Annotated in this window: 11 protein-coding genes and 1 tRNA gene; 8 read left to right on the top strand and 4 right to left on the bottom strand. The window is 63.1% G+C overall.

The genetic code is table 11. From position 1 onward, the window contains the following. Positions 1-30: 30 nt before the first annotated feature. Together gltB and CWE17_RS02530 are read left to right on the top strand one after the other, a co-directional pair. Positions 31-4,638 (top strand): glutamate synthase large subunit, encoded by a 4,608-nt coding sequence (gltB, locus tag CWE17_RS02535; RefSeq protein ID WP_131454760.1) that lies wholly within the window; start codon positions 31-33, stop codon positions 4,636-4,638. A gap of 17 nt (positions 4,639-4,655) precedes the next feature. Next, the gene (locus tag CWE17_RS02530; RefSeq protein WP_131454759.1) at positions 4,656-4,997 is read left to right on the top strand and encodes a YciI family protein; all 342 of its coding nucleotides are present in this window, start codon (positions 4,656-4,658) and stop codon (positions 4,995-4,997) included. Here CWE17_RS02530 and CWE17_RS02525 read toward each other — a convergent pair. After that, entirely contained in the window at positions 4,957-6,348 is a 1,392-nt protein-coding gene (locus CWE17_RS02525; RefSeq protein ID WP_240789203.1) for a TolC family protein, read from the bottom strand. The two genes, CWE17_RS02530 and CWE17_RS02525, sit on opposite strands and share 41 nt — an antisense overlap. Positions 6,349-6,455: 107 nt before the next feature. On the opposite strand from CWE17_RS02525, the gene CWE17_RS02520 reads away from it, so the two are divergent. From CWE17_RS02520 to CWE17_RS02510, 3 genes are read left to right on the top strand one after another with little or no spacing between them, the layout of a single operon-like run. Then, positions 6,456-7,691, top strand: coding sequence for a hypothetical protein (locus CWE17_RS02520; protein ID WP_131454757.1), 1,236 nt, complete (start codon positions 6,456-6,458; stop codon positions 7,689-7,691). A gap of 23 nt (positions 7,692-7,714) precedes the next feature. Then, the gene (locus tag CWE17_RS12120) at positions 7,715-7,918 is read left to right on the top strand and encodes a hypothetical protein (RefSeq protein WP_131454756.1); all 204 of its coding nucleotides are present in this window, start codon (positions 7,715-7,717) and stop codon (positions 7,916-7,918) included. Further along, positions 7,890-9,017 (top strand): FUSC family protein, encoded by a 1,128-nt coding sequence (locus tag CWE17_RS02510; RefSeq protein WP_240789202.1) that lies wholly within the window; start codon positions 7,890-7,892, stop codon positions 9,015-9,017. Before CWE17_RS12120 ends, CWE17_RS02510 begins: the two co-directional genes overlap by 29 nt. A 28-nt stretch (positions 9,018-9,045) precedes the next feature. Here CWE17_RS02510 and lipA read toward each other — a convergent pair whose 3' ends face one another. Then, the gene (gene lipA, locus CWE17_RS02505) at positions 9,046-9,924 is read right to left on the bottom strand and encodes a lipoyl synthase (RefSeq protein WP_131454755.1); all 879 of its coding nucleotides are present in this window, start codon (positions 9,922-9,924) and stop codon (positions 9,046-9,048) included. An 18-nt stretch (positions 9,925-9,942) separates the two neighbouring features. On the opposite strand from lipA, the gene CWE17_RS02500 reads away from it, so the two are divergent. After that, positions 9,943-10,016: transfer RNA gene (locus CWE17_RS02500), tRNA-Pro, on the top strand. A 65-nt stretch (positions 10,017-10,081) separates the two neighbouring features. Here the strand turns inward: CWE17_RS02500 and cobJ are convergent. Further along, positions 10,082-11,890: a precorrin-3B C(17)-methyltransferase gene (gene cobJ / locus CWE17_RS02495; protein ID WP_131454754.1), complete on the bottom strand. Its 1,809-nt coding sequence runs from the start codon at positions 11,888-11,890 to the stop codon at positions 10,082-10,084. A gap of 63 nt (positions 11,891-11,953) precedes the next feature. Beyond that, positions 11,954-13,327 (bottom strand): hypothetical protein, encoded by a 1,374-nt coding sequence (locus tag CWE17_RS02490; RefSeq protein ID WP_131454753.1) that lies wholly within the window; start codon positions 13,325-13,327, stop codon positions 11,954-11,956. Between the two features lie 416 nt (positions 13,328-13,743). Between CWE17_RS02490 and psaA the strand changes: the two genes are divergently transcribed. Then, positions 13,744-16,047, top strand: a complete 2,304-nt coding sequence (gene psaA / locus CWE17_RS02485; protein WP_131454752.1) for a photosystem I core protein PsaA — start codon at positions 13,744-13,746, stop codon at positions 16,045-16,047. A gap of 21 nt (positions 16,048-16,068) precedes the next feature. After that, positions 16,069-18,279, top strand: a complete 2,211-nt coding sequence (psaB, locus tag CWE17_RS02480) for a photosystem I core protein PsaB (protein WP_131454751.1) — start codon at positions 16,069-16,071, stop codon at positions 18,277-18,279. The last annotated feature ends 124 nt before the right edge of the window (positions 18,280-18,403 follow it).

Here is an 18,403-nt window from a genome sequence, read left to right as displayed (position 1 = left end):
CCTTAAGATCTGAGATCGCGTCGTCGGGTTATGACACACCTTTCCGGCCCCTTCTGGCCTTACTGCGACAGCAGTGCTCCAGCGGCAGTGGCCGGTGAGAAGGACGCCTGTGGTGTGGGTTTCCTGGCACAGCTTCAAGGTGAGGCCAGCCATTGGCTCCTTCAGCAGGCCCTGCGCGGTCTCGGCTGCATGGAACATCGCGGCGGGTGCGGCGGTGATGGCGATTCCGGCGATGGAGCCGGAGTGCTCTGCGGGATCCCCTGGGGTTATCTGGCGGCCGTCTGGCCCGAGGTGGCAGAGGTCACTGGTGGTCGTGGTCTAGGCATGATGTTCATGCCTGCAGACCCCAGTCGCTTCGACGAGGCACAGCGATTTGCGGCGGAGGAGGCAGAGGCCCTCGGCTTGCGCTCCTGCGGCTGGCGTGAGGTTCCGGTGGTCCCATCCGTGCTCGGCCCCTTGGCGCGCGAGACCGCTCCAGCGATCCACCAGTGGCTCGTGGCAGCTGATCAGGCTGGCGATGAGCTGGAGGCCCTGCTTTTCCGCTTGCGGCGTCGGATTGGTGATCGCGCCCGTCAGGTCTGGGGGGCTGAGGCGGCTCGGGATCTCTATGTGGCCTCCCTCAGCAGCCGCACCGTTGTGTACAAGGGCATGGTGCGGTCGGAGGTTCTCGCTGCCTTCTTCGCCGATCTCCGCGATCCTCGATTTGCGGTGAGTTTTGCGGTTTATCACCGCCGCTTCAGCACCAACACCCTGCCCCGCTGGCCCCTTGCCCAGCCCATGCGATTGCTGGGCCACAACGGGGAAATCAATACGCTGCTCGGCAACCTCAACTGGGCCCGAGCCTCCGAGTCGCGCTTGCATGAGGTCTGGGGTGAAGCTGCGGGTGACCTCAACCCAGTGGTCAATCCGGCCTTTAGTGATTCAGCCAACCTCGATGCCACCCTCGAGTTACTCGTCCGCAGTGGTCGTTCGATCACGGACAGCTTGATCACCCTGGTTCCGGAGGCCTTCCGTCACCAGCCTGAGCTCGAAAGTCGGCCTGCTGTGCAGGCCATGTATGAGTTCAATGCCGGCATTCAGGAGCCCTGGGATGGCCCAGCGCTTCTCGTGTTTGCCGATGGCAAGCGGGTGGGCGCCACCCTCGACCGCAACGGCCTCCGCCCGGCCCGCTGGTGCACGACCAGCGATGGCTTCGTGATCATGGGCTCGGAGACCGGTGTGGTGGACCTCAGCGGCAAAACCGTGGTCAGCCGTGGCCGCCTCGGCCCGGGGCAGATGCTGGCCGTGGATCTCGAGCGGGGCGAGCTGCTCGAAAACTGGGCTGTGAAAGAAGACGCGGCATCACGCCATCCCTACGCCAGCTGGCTTGAGCAGCATCGCCGCCACCTTGATGCCCAGGCCTGGACGCAGGACCGTCAGCTCGGTGATCTGGATCTGCTCCGTTTGCAGACAGCGACTGGTTTCACCGCCGAAGATCTCGAGCTGGTGATCGAGGACATGGCGGGTGCCGGTAAGGAGCCCACCTACTGCATGGGAGATGACATCCCTCTGGCGGTGCTCTCTGACAAGCCGCATCTGCTTTACGACTATTTCAAGCAGCGCTTCGCTCAGGTCACCAACCCGCCGATTGATCCCCTGAGGGAAAAGCTGGTGATGAGCCTTGAGATGCATCTCGGTGAACGTCGCCCCGCCCTTCGCCCCCAGGCGGAGGCCGCAGCTCTGGTGCACCTCGACTCGCCGGTGCTGAATGAAGAGGAGCTTCGGGCTCTGGCTCAGCAGGGTCTGCCTTGCACGACCCTGTCGACGCACTTTGATCCCACGGCTTCGGCTAACAGTCTCCCGGAGGCTCTGGATCGGCTCTGTGCCGCTGCCACCGCTGCCGTTGAGTCCGGGACGCAGATCCTTGTGCTCAGCGATCGCCATGGCCTGGCCGGCATGCCTTCTTCGCTTGAGGCCACCGCTGCCGCCTTGCCACCCCTACTGGCTGTTGGTGCCGTGCACCATCACCTGCTTCGGACGGGCCAGCGCCTGCGCTGTTCTCTGGTGGTGGAGACCGCCCAGTGCTGGAGCACCCATCACCTCGCTTGTCTGATCGGCTACGGCGCTAGTGCCGTCTGCCCCTGGCTCACCTGGGAGACCACCCGCCACTGGCTGGCCCATCCCAAAACTCAGAAGCGAATCGAACAGGGCAAACTGCCTGCCCTCACCCCTGGAGACGCCCAGGCGAATGTGCGGATCGCCCTGGAGAACGGTCTCCGCAAGATCCTCTCCAAGATCGGCATCTCCCTGCTCGCCAGTTATCACGGTGCTCAGATCTTTGAGGCGATCGGTCTCGGTGCCGACGTGGTGGAGCGATCCTTTGCAGGGACCACCAGCCGGGTGGCGGGCCTCTCCATGCGCGAGTTGGCCAGGGAAACGCTTCTGCTCCATGCCAAGGCCTTCCCCGAGCTCAACCGCAGCAAGCTCGAGTTCATGGGCTTTGTGCAGTACCGCACTGGCGGTGAATACCACCTCAACAGCCCGGAGATGGCGAAGGCGCTGCACAAGGCCGTCCATGAAGGCCCCGGTTATGACCACTTCGGCACCTATCGCACGCTTCTGGAGAACAGGCCGGTGACCGCCTTGCGGGACCTGCTTGAGTTCAAGACTTCGTCCACGCCCCTCCCCCTTGATCAGGTGGAGAGTGTGGAAAGTATCTGTTCTCGCTTTTGTACCGGCGGTATGAGCCTTGGAGCTCTCTCCCGGGAAGCCCATGAAGTCCTCGCCGTGGCGATGAATCGCATTGGCGGCAAGAGCAACAGTGGCGAGGGCGGTGAGGATCCGGCCCGTTTCCGTCCGCTCAATGATGTGGATGCTGAGGGGCGTTCGGCGACTCTCCCTGCCATTAAGGGACTGCGCAACGGTGATACCGCCTGCTCAGCCATCAAGCAGATTGCTTCAGGCCGCTTTGGTGTGACGGCGGAATATCTGCGCAGCGGCAAGCAGTTGGAGATCAAGGTGGCCCAGGGGGCCAAGCCCGGCGAGGGCGGTCAGCTGCCCGGCCCCAAAGTGGATGAGTACATCGCCTGGTTGCGCAACAGCAAGCCCGGGGTGGCGTTGATTTCGCCACCACCTCATCACGACATCTATTCGATTGAGGATCTGGCGCAGTTGATCCACGATCTGCACCAGGTGCATCCGAGCGCCAAGGTGTCGGTGAAATTGGTGGCTGAGATCGGAATCGGCACGATCGCTGCCGGAGTGGCCAAAGCCAATGCCGATGTGATCCAGATTTCTGGTCATGACGGTGGCACGGGCGCCTCACCTCTGAGCTCGATCAAACATGCCGGTGGGCCCTGGGAACTCGGTCTTACCGAGGTCCATCGCAGCTTGATGGAGAACGGCTTGCGCGATCGCGTGCTCCTGCGTGCCGATGGCGGCCTCAAAACAGGTTGGGATGTGGTGATGGCAGCGTTGCTGGGCGCTGAGGAATTCGGTTTCGGATCGGTGGCGATGATCGCCGAAGGCTGCATCATGGCTCGCGTCTGTCACACCAATAATTGCCCAGTTGGTGTGGCCACCCAGAAGGAGGCCCTGCGTCAACGCTTCACAGGGCTGCCTGAACATGTCGTCAATTTCTTCTTCTACGTTGCCGAAGAGGTGCGTCAGCTGCTGAGCGTGCTGGGTGTGGCACGTCTCGAGGATTTGATCGGTCGCAATGAACTGCTGCAGAGGCGGCAGGTGAAACTCGAGAAGACGGAGTCCCTGGATCTCACCACCCTCCTGGCTCCGGTGGCAGGCACGGACAATCGCTCTTGGCTCACCCACGCTGCCGATGCCCATGGCAATGGAGCGGTGCTCGAGGATCAGCTGTTGGCCGATGCCGAGCTGATGGTGGCGATTGAGAGCCACGGCACGATTCAGCGCAGCATCGAGATCGTGAACACCGACCGCAGCGTCTGCGCTCGTCTTGCCGGTGAGATTGCTGCTCGCCACGGCAACCGCGGTTTTAACGGTCAGTTGCAGCTCCATTTCCAGGGTGCTGCAGGCCAGAGCTTCGGGGCCTTCCTTGTCCAGGGCATGGATGTACGCCTGCAGGGCGAAGCCAATGACTACATCGGCAAGGGAATGAACAGTGGTCGGATCGTGCTGGTGCCGAACCCAGGCACCGCGTCTCCTGGGGACCAGGTCATTCTTGGCAACACCTGCCTGTATGGCGCAACAGGGGGTGAGTTGCTGGTGCATGGCCGCGCCGGCGAGCGGTTTGCGGTGCGGAACAGCGGTGCTCGCACCGTGGTCGAAGGCACTGGTGACCACTGCTGTGAATACATGACCGGTGGCGTGGTGGTCGTGCTTGGCAGCACTGGCCGGAACGTCGGCGCTGGCATGACGGGTGGGGTGGCCTTCATCCTCGATGAGTCGGGTGGCCTGGTGGACCGGGTGAACCACGAGATCGTGGAGATTCGTGCCGTCGACACCAGCGAGCAGGAAGCTGTGCTCAAGCCCTTGCTGGAAGCCCATCTGGCCTCCACAGGCAGTGAGAAAGCCGCTGCGATCCTCTCTGACTGGAGCAGCTGGAAGAGCCGCTTCAAGCTGCTGGTCCCTCCCAGCGAGCGGGCGGCCATGGGTCTGGTGGATCGCACGGCCGTTGCGGCCTGATCGGCCAGGCCCCAGGCGTGCCCCTCTTCATCAAGCACGAGACGTTCACGCCTGCCACGGCTGCCTTATCCGTGGCTCAGCGTCGTCTTCATCTGGATGCCCATCGCGATTGGGTGGAGCAGCAGCGGACCTCAGGATCGATTCTCTCCAGTGGCTTCCTTGTTGATGGCGAGGGCCAACCTGGCGGCGGGGGGCTGTTGGTGCTGAAGGCTGAGAGCTACGACCAAGCCCTGGCACTTGTTCAGAAGGATCCGATGATTGCCCGTGGCCTTGTGCACTGGACCTTGGAGGAATGGCGGCCGGTGGCGGGGCTGCCGCTCATTGACGCCCCGTCTCCAGCTCCAGGCCGGCCCGACTGAGATTCCATTGCTGGATCGCCGTGGCTTCAGCGCTGCGGGCCGCTTGCAGATCGCGTTGGGCCAGCAGCAGTTCGGTGACCGACGCGATGCCTGCGCGATAGCGCAGCTGGGCATCCCGCACCGCTTCTTCGGTGGCGATCACGGCTTCCCGGCTTGAGACCATGGCGGCCTTGGCGCTGCGGTGGGTGTGCCAGAAGGTCTCCACCGCCTGGATGATCGTCTGTTTGCGTTGTTCCAGCAGTAAGCGTTGTTGGTCGACCTGACTGCGCGCCAGGGCTGCACTCTGGGCTGACAGCCCCCCGTCGAACAGGGGTTGGCGCAGGGTGAGCAACACGCCGTAGTCGTAAAAGCTGCCGCTGGCATTGCCGCTGCTGTTCATCGTTGGCAACTCCAGTTCACCGGCGACGGGCACATTGCTGACGCGGCCACCGCTGTTGAGCACCGGCACATTCAGGTTGTCGCCACTGATGCCGCCGCCGAGCAGGAGCCCCACCCGCGGCAGCATCGTGCCCTGGGCTGCTTGCACTTTCGCTTCCGCAGCAGCCTGTGCTTGCGCGATCACCTCCAGCGCCGGGCGATTGCGGGTGGCGGCCTCGATCGAGGCCTGCAGCTGCAGCGGCCATGGCGACTGGGCCAAGAGGGGATCGCTGGCTTCCACCCTCTGATCGGCCGGAAGGTTGAGCAATCGGGCCAGGGCGCTGGCGGCGATCGCCCGGGCCGAGCGGGCGGCGCTGAGTCCGCGCTGGTCGGTGGCGAGCAGGGCACGAGCGCGGAACACATCGATGCGTGCGCCCAGCCCTCCATCCCGCAGCGCTTCCGCATCCTTGAGCAGTTCGCCGGAGAGGGCGATCGATCGCTGCCACACGGGTATCAGCGCATCGCTGAGCTGCAGGTTCAGGTAGGCATTGGTGATGGCGAACCGGCTCTGTCGCCGCTGCTCGGCGATCTGTGCCGCGGCGGCCTGATCGAGGGCCTTGGCCGCCGACAGCAGTGGTCCCCGCTCGAAGTCGATCAGGGGGTAGGTGAGTGCGAGCCCGAGATTGCCGAAGCTGTTTTGGATGACTGCGTAGCCATCACTGCCCAGATCAAGATTCAGGTCGCCGATGGTGGGCAGATTGGAAATAAAGCCAACCGAGCTGCCCACTTGAGCCCAGCTGCCGAGGCCCACAACATCGAGCTTCGGCAGAAACAGGCTGCGGCTGAGTCCCACCCCAGCCGTGGCGGCTTGCTTCTCGGCCTCTGATTGTTGGAGGGCGAGCGATGCATCCATGCCTCGCTCGAGGGCCTGATCAAGGCTGAGGCCAAGCGGTTCCGGCTCGGCATTGGCGGGCAGCCAGGTCGAGGCTGCCATGAGCAGGGAGGCCAGGACTCGTCGTCGGAGCATGCCGGTTGACATGTCAGGGGAGGCGCTGAGCCATCCGAAAACGGCGTTACCCTACGCGCGGTTTTCAATTGCAGATGGGTGCTCTGCTGCATCGGTGCTGGCCCATTGCTCTCGTCAGCGGAGCGACGGCCGTGTGGGCGGTGTTACCCGCGATCGATGTTGAGGTATTCGGTGCGGCTGTGTTGTTGGCCCCTGGCGATCGACGGGGGCTCTACAGCCGCACTCCAGGCCAGGTTCTGGATCTGAGCGTCCCAGTCGGTGCTCGTGTTGCCCGCGATCAGTTGCTCGCCAGGCTCGATCGCATCGATCAGGCTGCTGGCGGTGGCCCTGTTCCCAAGGGGCAGCCTCAGGCGCTCGATCGTCAGCTAGAGGCTAATGCTGAACAACAGCGGGGTTTGGTTGACCAACTGTCCGCCAACAGTTCGGAGCTGGTGGCTTTGCGCCAGCAGATCGGCACCTTGCAGGTGAGTAATCAACCTGTGGGGGAGCAACTTGCTGCGCTGGAAAGCCTTCGCCAGAAGAAGGTGATCCCCACCTACAGCCCCCTCTGGGTGGCCGCGCAGGATCTCTACCTGGGCAACAAGGCAGCGATCCGCTCGCTGGAGGCCAAGATGGCTCAGTTGCAGGCCAATCGAGGGCTCCTTCAGGCACAGCAGGCCCAGTTGCGGGCGACCCGGGCAGAACTGGAGGCTCAGAATCAGGCGCTTGAGTTGCGTGCTCCCGCGGCTGGCCGACTGGTGAGTTGGGCTGTGGAGGAGGGGCAGCCCGTGCTCCCTGGTGAGCGTCTTGGAACGCTGGCACTGGAGCAGTCCCGCTCGGCATCTCGGCAGGCGATGGCCCTGTTCACAGAGGCTGATGCAACGCGGCTTCGGATCGGCGAATCGATCGAGATCGAACCGATCCTGCAGAGCCGCAATCAATACGGCGGCACGGCCCAGCGCTACGGCGGCGTCGAAGGAACGATCAAGGCGATTTCGCCCACACCGCTGGATTCGGCCGCCCTCGCCAGTGTGGTGGGCGAAGCGGACCTGGCGGTGTCGCTGGTGGCGCGGGCCCGGCAGGAAGCCTATGGAGAAGGCGGTGATCCGCTGGCGATTCTTCCGGGTAAGGCCACGGCGCCTCTGATGCTCGTGCGAGTGGAACTGGAATCAGCCAGCACTCCCTCAGGATTGCGCTGGAGTGGCGGTCGGGGCCCGGATCTGCGGTTTGAGGCCGGTCAGCCCGCAGAAGCTAAGGCTTCAGTTGAACGACGTTCTCTGTTGAGCTACGCCCTGCCGTTTCTGCGCTGGATTGCCGGCTTCAATCGCTGAATCTTTGATCTTCCAGCCTCCCCATGTCCCGTCGTTCCCTTGCATCATCCAGTTGGTTGAACGCCCTGCGTCAGCCGGCGCCGTGGATCGCCCTCGTGTTGCTCGCGATCACGGTGTTCAGCACGGCACCAAGGCTCTGGTTCTGGTTGGCGCTGCTGATGATTGTGCTGCTGGTGGGCTGGGTGCAGGCGCTCAAGCATGACCCTGCCGATCCCCATGGCGACTGAGGCCCAGTGGCTCGGCTTGCGGGCGGCGCTGGCGATCGGTCTGGCTGCGAGCATCACGCGGCTGATCTGCCTCACGCTCGGTCTGGGCGACATCCCCGCCGCCTACGGCGTGGTGGTGGGCGTGTTGGTGGTGCGTCCTGATTTCTGCCGTTGGCCTGCGCTGATCTACCCGGTTCTGCTGCTGATCGCTGGTGTCGCGATGGCCGTTGGGCTCAGTGTGCGCATGATGTTTCCCGATGCCCCCCAGGTGTGGTGGTTCGGCCTCGTTGGGGTGGTGATGCAGCTGTTGGCGGTGGCGCTGCCAGCCAAGCTGGCGTTGCTCACCAATGTGGTGGCTGCTGCAGGGGTGCTTCCCCTGCTTGATCTGTCCGCCTCTTGGGCTGACTGGGGCCATCAGATGGAGGCGATTGCCATGGGTCTGGCCATTGGCACTGCTCTGCAATGGGGTCTGACGCCACCCGGTTACGGCGCTCCGGCACCGCCCAGTGGGCCGGAAGGAGAGGATCTGCCCCTGCCGGAGCGGTACCGGTTGGCTTTCACAAGCTGGAGCTTTTGGCGCAAGCTCGTGCTGGCGGCGTTCGCCCTAGCGATTGGCGTCGGCCTTGGAACGCAGACACCGAAGTACCTCTATTTCGGTGTGGTGTTGCTGCTCAACGACAGCATCGGCGCGACCCTCGCTCGAGTGCGCGATCGGATGGTGGGTGTCAGCCTCGGGGTGCTGATGCCCCTGCTGGTGTTCAACAGCATCGGTCTCAACAGCGTGGGGGTGGCCCTGGCGATGGGCGGGACCGCTGCCCTTGTGGCTGCCTTGAATCTTGGCCCCTACCTGCGCACGGCGCTGATTTCGAGCGGTGTGGCTTTTGCCGGCTATGGGCCGCTCGTGGCCTGGTACATCCCGAATCGGTGGATTGATTACTTGATCGGTAGCGGCCTCGCCCTTGTTTCAGGGATTCTTCTTTTCCCCCGTTCGTCGCTCAGCCGATATCGGCGGCTACTGGAGGTGTCTGACAACGACAGCCATGAACAGCTTCGCCGTTTATATCCGGCGGCAAGGGAGGAAGCGGCCTGGCTCGGTCAGCGCCTTCCGCCTGTGGATTGAACAGGCTGTCTGACTCGCGCCCATGCCTTCAGCGCGGATGCGATGCCATCAGTTTCCGCACTTCGCCCGCGTGATAACTGCTGCGGGTGAGTGGTGTGCTCACCACCTGCAGGAAGCCGAGCTCCTCTTCGCCATGGCGGCGGAACGCTTCGAACTGCTCTGGCCGTACGAAGCGGTCCACCGGTAGGTGCTTGGGGCCAGGGGAGAGGTACTGGCCGATGGTGACGATGTCGACGTCATGGCGGCGTAGGTCGGCGAGGGTCTCGAGCACCTCTTGATCGGTTTCGCCCAGACCCACCATCAGCCCTGACTTGCTGTAGACCCTTGACCAACCATGGCGAACCCGTTCCAGCAGTTCCAAGGATCGGCTGTAGACACCCTGGGGCCGGGCTTTGCGATAGAGGCTGGGAACGGTCTCGATGTTGTGGTTGAGCACGTCTGGACCAGCGTCCAAGACCGTGGCCAGTGCCTCCCAGTTGCCGCAGAAATCGGGGATCAGCAGTTCGATCGTGGTCTGGGGTGAGCGTTGCCGCACCTGTTCGATGCAGGCCACGAACTGGCTGGCCCCGCCGTCGGTGAGATCGTCACGGTTCACTGAGGTGATCACCACGTGCTTGAGGCCAAGCCGCGCCACGGCTTCCCCGAGGCGCTCGGGCTCGGTGGGATCCAGCTCTCGAACACTTTTGTCGAAATCAATGTCGCAGTAGGGGCAAGCGCGGGTGCAGCCGGGCCCCATGATCAGAAACGTGGCGGTGCCGCCGGCGAAGCATTCGCCGATATTCGGGCAGCTGGCCTCCTGGCAAACCGTATTGAGCCTGAGGTCGAGAAGCAGGTCAGCAACAGCGCCGATGCGCTCGCGCTGCGGCGCTTTCACGCGCAGCCACTCAGGTTTCAAGGTGGAGGTCATCTTCTACAGTCGGGCCATCGGGATGTAGCGCAGCTTGGTAGCGCACTTCGTTCGGGACGAAGGGGCCGCAGGTTCGAATCCTGTCATCCCGACTGCATGAGTCATGCCCTTCGAGGTCAGGAGTTGGGCTCTCTTTTCTGACGATCCCTAGCGATCGTCAGCTCAGGCTGGCGCCCGGATAGCCCCGTGGGGTGACCATCGTTCCGGCTTTCTCATAAGTGGTGCTGTTCCCGATCAGCACCACCGTGAGCATGTCGACATCACAGGGATTCAGCGCTTCCAGCGTGGTGTGTTGGATCGTCTCGTCAGCCCTGCCCAGCTGCCTGGCCAAGACCACAGGGGTGCTGCCCTCTCGTTCGGTTCTCAACAGCTCGATGGCTCGCGCCAGCTGCCAATCGCGCCCCTTGGAGCGGGGGTTGTAGAGCGCCACGACGAAATCGCCTGCCGCCGCTCCCTCCAGGCGCCGTTCGATCACTGCCCAGGGGGTGAGCCGGTCGCTCAGGCTGATGGTGCAGAAGTCGTGCATGAGCGGAGCGCCCGCCCGAGCCGCTGCCAGCTGCAGGGCTGAGATTCCTGGATGCACTTGAAAACTGGGCCGATGGCCTTCGGGTTGTTGCAACCAGAGCTCTAGGGCCAGGCCTGCCATGCCGTAGATGCCGCTCTCGCCTGATGAGATCAAGGCCACCTTCACCCCCTGCTGTGCCAGGTCGAGGGCCTCGGCGCAGCGCTCCCATTCGCGGGTGAGCTGGCCGTCAAGGCGGGCCTGGTCGCTCCGGCGCAGGGGCTCGAGCAGATCGAGGTACAGCCCGTAGCCCACCCAGACGGCACAGCGTGCCAGGGCGCGACGGGCATCAGCGGTGAGCAGGCTCAGGTCTCCGGGGCCGCTGCCAATCAGATGCAATTCCCCCCGTTGAGGTGCATAGGACTGTCCGCCAAGGGCGATCGCCACCGTGGCCGCTCCCCGTTCCTCCGGGCCAAGCGGCTTCTCAATGCTTTTCGCTCGGACCAGGCGCCCTTCGGCTCCAGCCGCCAGGAGGGCGGCCGCTTCCGCCACCGATGGGGTCCCCATTTCTGCTTCTACAACGGGGGATGGGGTGGGGACTTCAACAGCAGCCAAGGCTTCTGGCTCGAAAAGCTGGAGGGGCCACCCTTGTTCCGCAGTGATCTGGAGCAGGGCTGGTTCATCCCCCTTGCGCGTGATGGTGCTCAGCCCTGCCACCGCCTCGGGGGCGAGTCCTGCCTGGCGCAAGGCCCGGTCGATCGCGCGAAGCACAAGGCTTGGGCTGGTGTTGCGCTCACAGCCGATTCCCAGCCAGAGACAGGCCGGATGCCAGCGACAGCCATCAGCAGGGCTGGCCTCCGCTGTGACTGTGAGATCGGCATACGCTTCGTCTTCCGCTTCACAACAGTGATCTGCCGCTCCTGGCAGTTGACGCCACAGTTGGTTGCCGACCGATTGGCGGATGGTGCTGGTCTCGCCCCCGGCTTGGCGGATCATGAGGTCATGCCAGGCCCTCGTGGGACCTCCCCGCCGCCAGCCCCAGGCTTCCCCGAAGGCATCAAGGGCCAGGCGTCCCTGGCTGGCAGCATCGCCGGTGAGCACTGCCTCACCTCCTAGTTCTGCCGCCAATTCGCGGGCTTGCTGTTCAGCGCCTGCGGTGTGGCTTCCCAGCAGGGGGATGACAACGCGCCCGTGGGCATCGAGCACCAGCACAGCTGGATCCTGATCTTTATGGGTCAGCAGGGGTGCCACCAAGCGAGTGACGGCTCCCAACGCGCCGATCACGATCAGGGTGCTGCTGCGCGCCCAGTGTTCGTTCAGGAGGTCTGCGGCACGACCAATCTGGAGATCGGCAGGTTGCTCCTCAAGCCCTGAGGCCGCTTGAACGGTCAGGGCAAGGGTGTCGACGTAACCGCCTTGCTTGAGGCGTTGCAGCAATGGCCAGGCGCTGGCGGAAAGCCCCATGGCCAGAGAGTGGGGAGCGTTAGAGGCGGGCGTTGCGGCGTTCAGAACGTCAGGCTCAAAGGATCAGCGCTGGGTGCCATCGGCGTTCAACAGCTCCCGAGCTGATCCTCCCAGGCTGGTGGTGGGGGCGAGCGGCGGCGGCTCGGCCCGGGGGATCAGACGGGTTGCAGGTTGCTCCTTAGAAGGCTGTTCTGCAGGAGGTTGTTGTGGGGAAGTCTTTGGAGAAGAAGGCTGTTCTTCCCCAGGATCTGTCCCGTCGGGTTGGACAGCACGTGCGTCTTCTGCCGGTGCGTTTTGCGCGGGTGGTTCTGCTGTGGATGCGTTGGATGCGTTCTCCGTTGGCCCGTTCTCTGTTGCCGCTTTCGCAGGGCTTGCTGCTTGTGGAGCAACCGCTGGGGCGTTCGGCGTCTGCTCTGATGAAGGGGCGACGATTGGATCGGCCACAGGCTCTGCAATGGCGGCTGGTTTGGGGGCTGGCTCCTGTTCGGGCAGTGCCTGGCCCAGGAGTCGCGCCAGCTGCTGACCACTCAGGCTGGATTGCATCCAAACGGGCCTTTTGCCTCGGCTGTTGGTCACGACCCGCAGTTGATTGTTAAAGACGGGAGTGATCGGCTCGCCCAGGCTGTCGAGCAGTTCCATCTGCACCTCCTGGTTCCCGCTGCCCTGGCCACGAATCCAGAGAGCCTCCTGGCGATCCATGAGGAAGCTGTCGCCGTTGAGGGTGAGTCGCAGACGCCAGCGCGCATCCCCTGCGCGCAGGTTCTGGAGCGGTGCATTCCAGATGAGCCAGTCGAGCAGCAGCGGCTCGCCTGCGCTGAGTTCTGATGGGCTGACGAGCTCCAGCCAGGGGGCGTTTTGCTCCGGTTGGGTGCCTTCGAGAGCCTGGGCTTGATGGAGCCGCCAGTTCAGGCTGGCGCCAGGGGTCTTCACCGCTTCCCCCCACGGATACGCGGCGTAGGCACTGAGCCTGTGACTGCCAGGGCTGAGGGCTGGCAGCTGAGCCTGCAGATGCCCGTTGCTCACTTGGCTGAAGCGCTGAGGCGGTGACCCATCGATTTGCAAAGCGATGTGGGCACCGAGGCCGAGCTCTGGATCTGAGGCTGCAGGCCAGTCCTCCACCCTGAGCTTCAGGGTCCAGGTCTCCCCATTGAGCACGCTGTCGTTGCTAGGCCCTTCAAGGCTCAGGCGAGGCTGGTGGCTCGCAAGCTCTCGCCGCAGCTGCTGGACGGCCCCTGGTGCGGCGACCTCCTGTAGTCGGCCTGAGGGACCGGCTGCGGGCAGCGTCACTGGCTCGCGATCAGTCGTCCCCCGTGACCAAGGCAGGCTGAGGGCCTGTGCCGGGGCTGGGACCTCTAGAAGGATCAGCACAGAGATCAGGCCCGCCATCAGGCCTGTCATCAGGACGGTGATCAGGCGGCGCAGAGCCGAGTCCCCCATGGACGGTGCGGCGGATAGAAGGCATTCTGGTCTGAAGGCGCACAGGTGCCCAGTCGCCAGAGTTTGTGTTAGCGGCTGGGAAATGTTTTTCCGAATTGATAAAACAAGCGCGATCAATCTTCTCGGATTTGCTGTTAATCAGTCTTCCGCAGACCCCATGCCACGACTGGTGCGCTGAGGGATTGAACCTTTGTAACTCCCGTGCCGAGTGGCGGATCTTCGCCTCTATGCTTCCGCCAGCGGTCCCCTCTTTGGGGCCCAATGCTCCAGTGAGAGTCAGGGGTTTCCGCCTCTGAAAACCACTGGCGCCCGGGTGTGGTGAAGCCTTGCTGCGCTGCATCCGGGGCCCCGATGAACCTCCGGTTTGTCGGAGGGGTGGCCCTCCACCTCGACCCCGTCCCTCGAGGAACGACTCGATGACCATCAGCCCACCAGAGCGTGGGAGCACCGCGAAGAGCCAGGTCGAAAAGGTCGACAATCCAGCGACCTTTGAACTGTTCGGCAAGCCCGGACATTTCGACCGTGCCCTCGCGAAAGGTCCCAAAACCACCACCTGGGTTTGGAACCTCCACGCCAACGCTCACGATTTCGACAGCCACACGAGTGACCTTGAGGAGGTCTCTCGGAAGATCTTCAGTGCTCACTTCGGCCACTTGGCCGTGATCTTCATCTGGCTGAGCGGCGCTTTCTTCCATGGCGCTCGCTTCTCCAACTTCTCCGGCTGGCTTGCCGATCCCACCCACGTGAAGCCCAGTGCTCAGGTGGTGTGGCCGGTGTTCGGCCAGGAGATCCTCAATGGCGATATGGGTGCCGGTTTCCAAGGCATTCAGATCACCTCCGGTCTCTTCCACGTCTGGCGTGCCTGGGGCATCACCAACGAGACGCAGCTGATGGCCCTGGCCATTGGCGCCCTGGTGATGGCCGGCTTGATGCTGAACGCCGGCGTTTTCCACTACCACAAGGCAGCTCCAAAGCTGGAGTGGTTCCAGAACGTTGAGTCCATGCTCAACCACCACCTGGCCGGTCTTCTCGGCCTGGGGTCACTGTCCTGGACCGGACACCTTCTGCACGTGTCTCTGCCCACCACCAAGTTGATGGATGCCATCGACGCCGGCCAGCCGCTGGTGCTCAACGGCAAGACCATCGCTTCCGTGGCTGACATTCCCCTGCCCCACGAGTTCTTCAACCAGGATCTGCTTGCGCAGCTCTATCCCGGATTCAGCGCCGGCATCGGTGCCTTCTTCCGTGGTGACTGGGCCGCCTACAGCGATTTCCTGACCTTCAAGGGTGGCGTGAACCCCGTCACCGGCAGCATGTGGATGAGCGACATCGCCCATCACCACCTGGCCATCGCGGTGCTGTTCATCGTGGCCGGTCACATGTACCGCACCAACTGGGGCATCGGTCACTCCATCAAGGAGATCCTCGAGGGTCAGAAGGGTGATCCCCTGCTGTTCCCCGCTTCCAAGGGCCATGACGGCCTGTTTGAGTTCATGACCACCAGCTGGCATGCACAGCTGTCCGTGAACCTCGCCCTTCTGGGCTCCCTGAGCATCATCGTTGCTCAGCACATGTACGCGATGCCTCCCTATCCGTACATGGCGATCGATTACCCCACCCAGATCGGTCTGTTCACCCATCACATGTGGATCGGTGGCTTCCTGATCGTCGGTGCCGCCGCTCACGGCGCGATCGCGATGATCCGCGACTACGACCCCGCCAAGCATGTGGACAACGTGCTCGACCGGGTGCTCAAGGCTCGCGATGCCCTGATCAGTCACCTGAACTGGGTCTGCATCTGGCTGGGCTTCCACAGCTTCGGCCTTTACATCCACAACGACACCATGCGTGCCCTGGGCCGTCCCCAGGACATGTTCAGCGACTCTGCGATTCAGCTGAAGCCCGTCTTCGCGCAATGGATCCAGGGCCTCCACGCCGCCGCTGCCGGTAGCACTGCTCCCAACGCTCTTTCCAGCGTGAGTGAAGTGTTCAACGGCACTGTCGTGGCTGTGGGCGGCAAGGTCGCCGCTGCCCCGATTCCTCTGGGCACCGCCGATTTCATGGTGCACCACATCCATGCCTTCACGATTCACGTGACGGTGTTGATCCTGCTCAAGGGTGTTCTCTACGCCCGCAGCTCCCGCCTCGTGCCCGATAAGGCCAACCTGGGCTTCCGCTTCCCCTGCGATGGCCCCGGTCGTGGTGGTACCTGTCAGGTGTCCGCCTGGGACCACGTGTTCCTGGGCCTGTTCTGGATGTACAACTCCCTGTCCATCGTGATCTTCCACTTCTCCTGGAAGATGCAGAGCGATGTGTGGGGCACGGTGAATGCTGACGGTTCCGTCCAGCACATCACCAACGGCAACTTTGCCAACAGCGCCATCACCATCAACGGCTGGCTGCGTGACTTCCTGTGGGCTCAGGCCGCACAGGTGATCAACAGCTACGGCTCCAACACCAGTGCCTACGGCCTGATGTTCCTTGGTGCTCACTTCGTCTGGGCCTTCAGCCTGATGTTCCTGTTCAGCGGCCGCGGCTACTGGCAGGAGCTGATTGAGTCCATCGTCTGGGCTCACAACAAGCTGAAGGTGGCTCCTGCCATCCAGCCCCGTGCGCTGTCCATCACCCAGGGCCGTGCCGTGGGTGTTGCCCACTACCTCCTGGGCGGCATTGCGACCACCTGGGCCTTCTTCCACGCCCACATCCTTGTGGTCGGCTGATCTCCACCTGTCTTTTCCCTAATGGCAACGAAATTTCCTTCGTTCAGCCAGGGTCTGGCACAGGACCCGACAACCCGTCGTATTTGGTACGGCATCGCCACGGCTCACGACTTCGAGAGCCATGACGGAATGACGGAGGAGAAGCTTTATCAAAAGCTCTTCTCCACCCATTTCGGTCACCTGGCGATCATCGGCCTCTGGGTTTCGGGCAACCTGTTCCACATCGCCTGGCAGGGCAACTTCGAGCAGTGGGTCGCCGACCCCCTGCACGTGCGCCCCATCGCTCACGCAATCTGGGATCCCCACTTCGGTCAGGGCGCGATTGACGCCTTCACCCAGGCGGGTGCTTCCTCCCCGGTGAACATCGCCTACTCAGGCCTTTATCACTGGTTCTACACAATCGGCATGAAGACCAATGCCGAGCTGTATCAGGGTTCCATCTTCATGATGATCCTGTCGGCTTGGGCCCTCTTCGCCGGCTGGCTGCACCTGCAGCCCAAGTTCCGTCCCTCCCTGGCTTGGTTCAAGAACGCTGAATCACGCCTCAATCACCACCTGGCCGTTCTCTTCGGCTTCAGTTCGATCGCTTGGACCGGTCACCTGGTTCACGTTGCGATCCCTGAATCCCGCGGTCAGCACGTTGGTTGGGACAACTTCCTCAACGTGATGCCTCACCCCGCCGGTCTGGGACCCTTCTTCACCGGCAACTGGGGGGTGTACGCCCAGAACCCCGACTCCATGGGTCAGGTGTTCGGCACCGCTGAAGGCTCAGGCACCGCGATCCTGACCTTCCTGGGTGGTTTCCACCCTCAGACGGAAGCCCTCTGGCTCACCGACATTGCGCATCACCACCTGGCCATCGGCGTTCTGTTCGTGATCGCCGGTCACATGTACCGGACCAACTTCGGTATTGGCCACTCCATCCGCGAGATCCTCGAAGCCCACAACCCCCCCAAGGGCACCCCTGGTGACCTGGGCGCTGGCCACAAGGGTCTTTACGACACCATCAACAACAGCCTGCACTTCCAGCTCGGCCTCGCTCTGGCTTCCCTCGGCGTGGTCACCAGCCTGGTGGCGCAGCACATGTACTCGATGCCCTCGTATGCCTTCATCGCGAAGGACTACACGACTCAGGCAGCCCTGTACACCCACCACCAGTACATCGCCATCTTCCTGATGTGCGGTGCCTTCGCCCACGGTGCGATCTTCTTCATCCGTGACTACGACCCCGAAGCCAACAAGGACAACGTCCTGGCCAGGATGCTCGAGCACAAGGAAGCGATCATCAGCCACCTGAGCTGGGTCTCCCTGTTCCTCGGTTTCCATACCCTCGGCCTCTACGTCCACAACGACGTGGTCGTGGCTTTCGGTACTCCTGAGAAGCAGATCCTGGTGGAGCCCGTCTTCGCTCAGTTCGTCCAGGCCGCTTCCGGCAAGGCGATCTATGGCTTCGACGTGCTGCTCTCCAACGCTGGCGGTGTGGCTGCCAACGCCAACGCTGCCTACATGGGCGGTTGGATGGATGCCATCAATAACGGTGGAAACGACCTGTTCCTTCCCATCGGTCCTGGTGACTTCCTGGTCCACCACGCCATCGCTCTTGGACTCCACACCACCACCCTGATCCTTGTGAAGGGTGCGCTGGACGCCCGTGGTTCCAAGTTGATGCCTGACAAGAAGGACTTCGGCTACTCCTTCCCCTGCGACGGCCCCGGCCGTGGCGGTACCTGCGACATCTCGGCCTGGGACGCCTTCTATCTGGCCGTCTTCTGGGCTCTGAACACCGTGGGTTGGCTCACCTTCTACTGGCACTGGAAGCACCTCGCCATCTGGCAGGGCAACGTGGCTCAGTTCAACGAGTCCAGCACCTATCTGATGGGTTGGTTCCGCGATTACCTGTGGCTCAACAGCTCGCAGCTGATCAACGGCTACAACCCCTTCGGCAGCAACAACCTCGCCGTCTGGGCCTGGATGTTCCTGTTCGGCCACCTGGTGTGGGCGACAGGCTTCATGTTCCTGATCTCCTGGCGTGGTTACTGGCAGGAGCTGATTGAGACCATCGTCTGGGCTCATCAGCGCACGCCTCTGGCCAACTTGGTTGGCTGGCGCGACAAGCCTGTGGCTCTGTCAATCGTTCAGGCCCGTGTGGTGGGTCTCGCCCACTTCACGATCGGCTACATCCTCACGTATGCCGCCTTCCTGATCGCCTCCACATCCGGCAAGTTCGGCTGATTGCTCAGCTGAATCCATCTGGATTCCCCAAGAGTCGTTCCTCGACCCCGCCCGGTTAACCGGGCGGGGTTTTTACTTGGGATCCAAAGTTGACGGGGCCTTGTGTGGTCGACAGTTACAGCGC

Source organism: Synechococcus sp. BS56D, assembly GCF_004332405.1.
Taxonomy (GTDB): Bacteria; Cyanobacteriota; Cyanobacteriia; order PCC-6307; family Cyanobiaceae; genus Synechococcus_C.
Note: the sequence above shows the minus strand (reverse complement) of the source record. Positions and strands in the feature narration are given on the sequence as shown.

What these genes read in the sequence shown, in the direction of transcription:
- gltB (WP_131454760.1), top strand. Translation starts at nt 31, where the DNA reads ATGACACACCTTTCCGGCCCCTTCTGGCCTTACTGCGACAGCAGTGCT.
- CWE17_RS02525 (WP_240789203.1), bottom strand. Translation starts at nt 6,348, where the DNA reads ATGGCAGCCTCGACCTGGCTGCCCGCCAATGCCGAGCCGGAACCGCTT.
- CWE17_RS02520 (WP_131454757.1), top strand. Translation starts at nt 6,456, where the DNA reads ATGGGTGCTCTGCTGCATCGGTGCTGGCCCATTGCTCTCGTCAGCGGA.
- CWE17_RS12120 (WP_131454756.1), top strand. Translation starts at nt 7,715, where the DNA reads ATGTCCCGTCGTTCCCTTGCATCATCCAGTTGGTTGAACGCCCTGCGT.
- CWE17_RS02510 (WP_240789202.1), top strand. Translation starts at nt 7,890, where the DNA reads ATGACCCTGCCGATCCCCATGGCGACTGAGGCCCAGTGGCTCGGCTTG.
- lipA (WP_131454755.1), bottom strand. Translation starts at nt 9,924, where the DNA reads ATGACCTCCACCTTGAAACCTGAGTGGCTGCGCGTGAAAGCGCCGCAG.
- cobJ (WP_131454754.1), bottom strand. Translation starts at nt 11,890, where the DNA reads ATGGGGCTTTCCGCCAGCGCCTGGCCATTGCTGCAACGCCTCAAGCAA.
- CWE17_RS02490 (WP_131454753.1), bottom strand. Translation starts at nt 13,327, where the DNA reads ATGGGGGACTCGGCTCTGCGCCGCCTGATCACCGTCCTGATGACAGGC.
- psaA (WP_131454752.1), top strand. Translation starts at nt 13,744, where the DNA reads ATGACCATCAGCCCACCAGAGCGTGGGAGCACCGCGAAGAGCCAGGTC.
- psaB (WP_131454751.1), top strand. Translation starts at nt 16,069, where the DNA reads ATGGCAACGAAATTTCCTTCGTTCAGCCAGGGTCTGGCACAGGACCCG.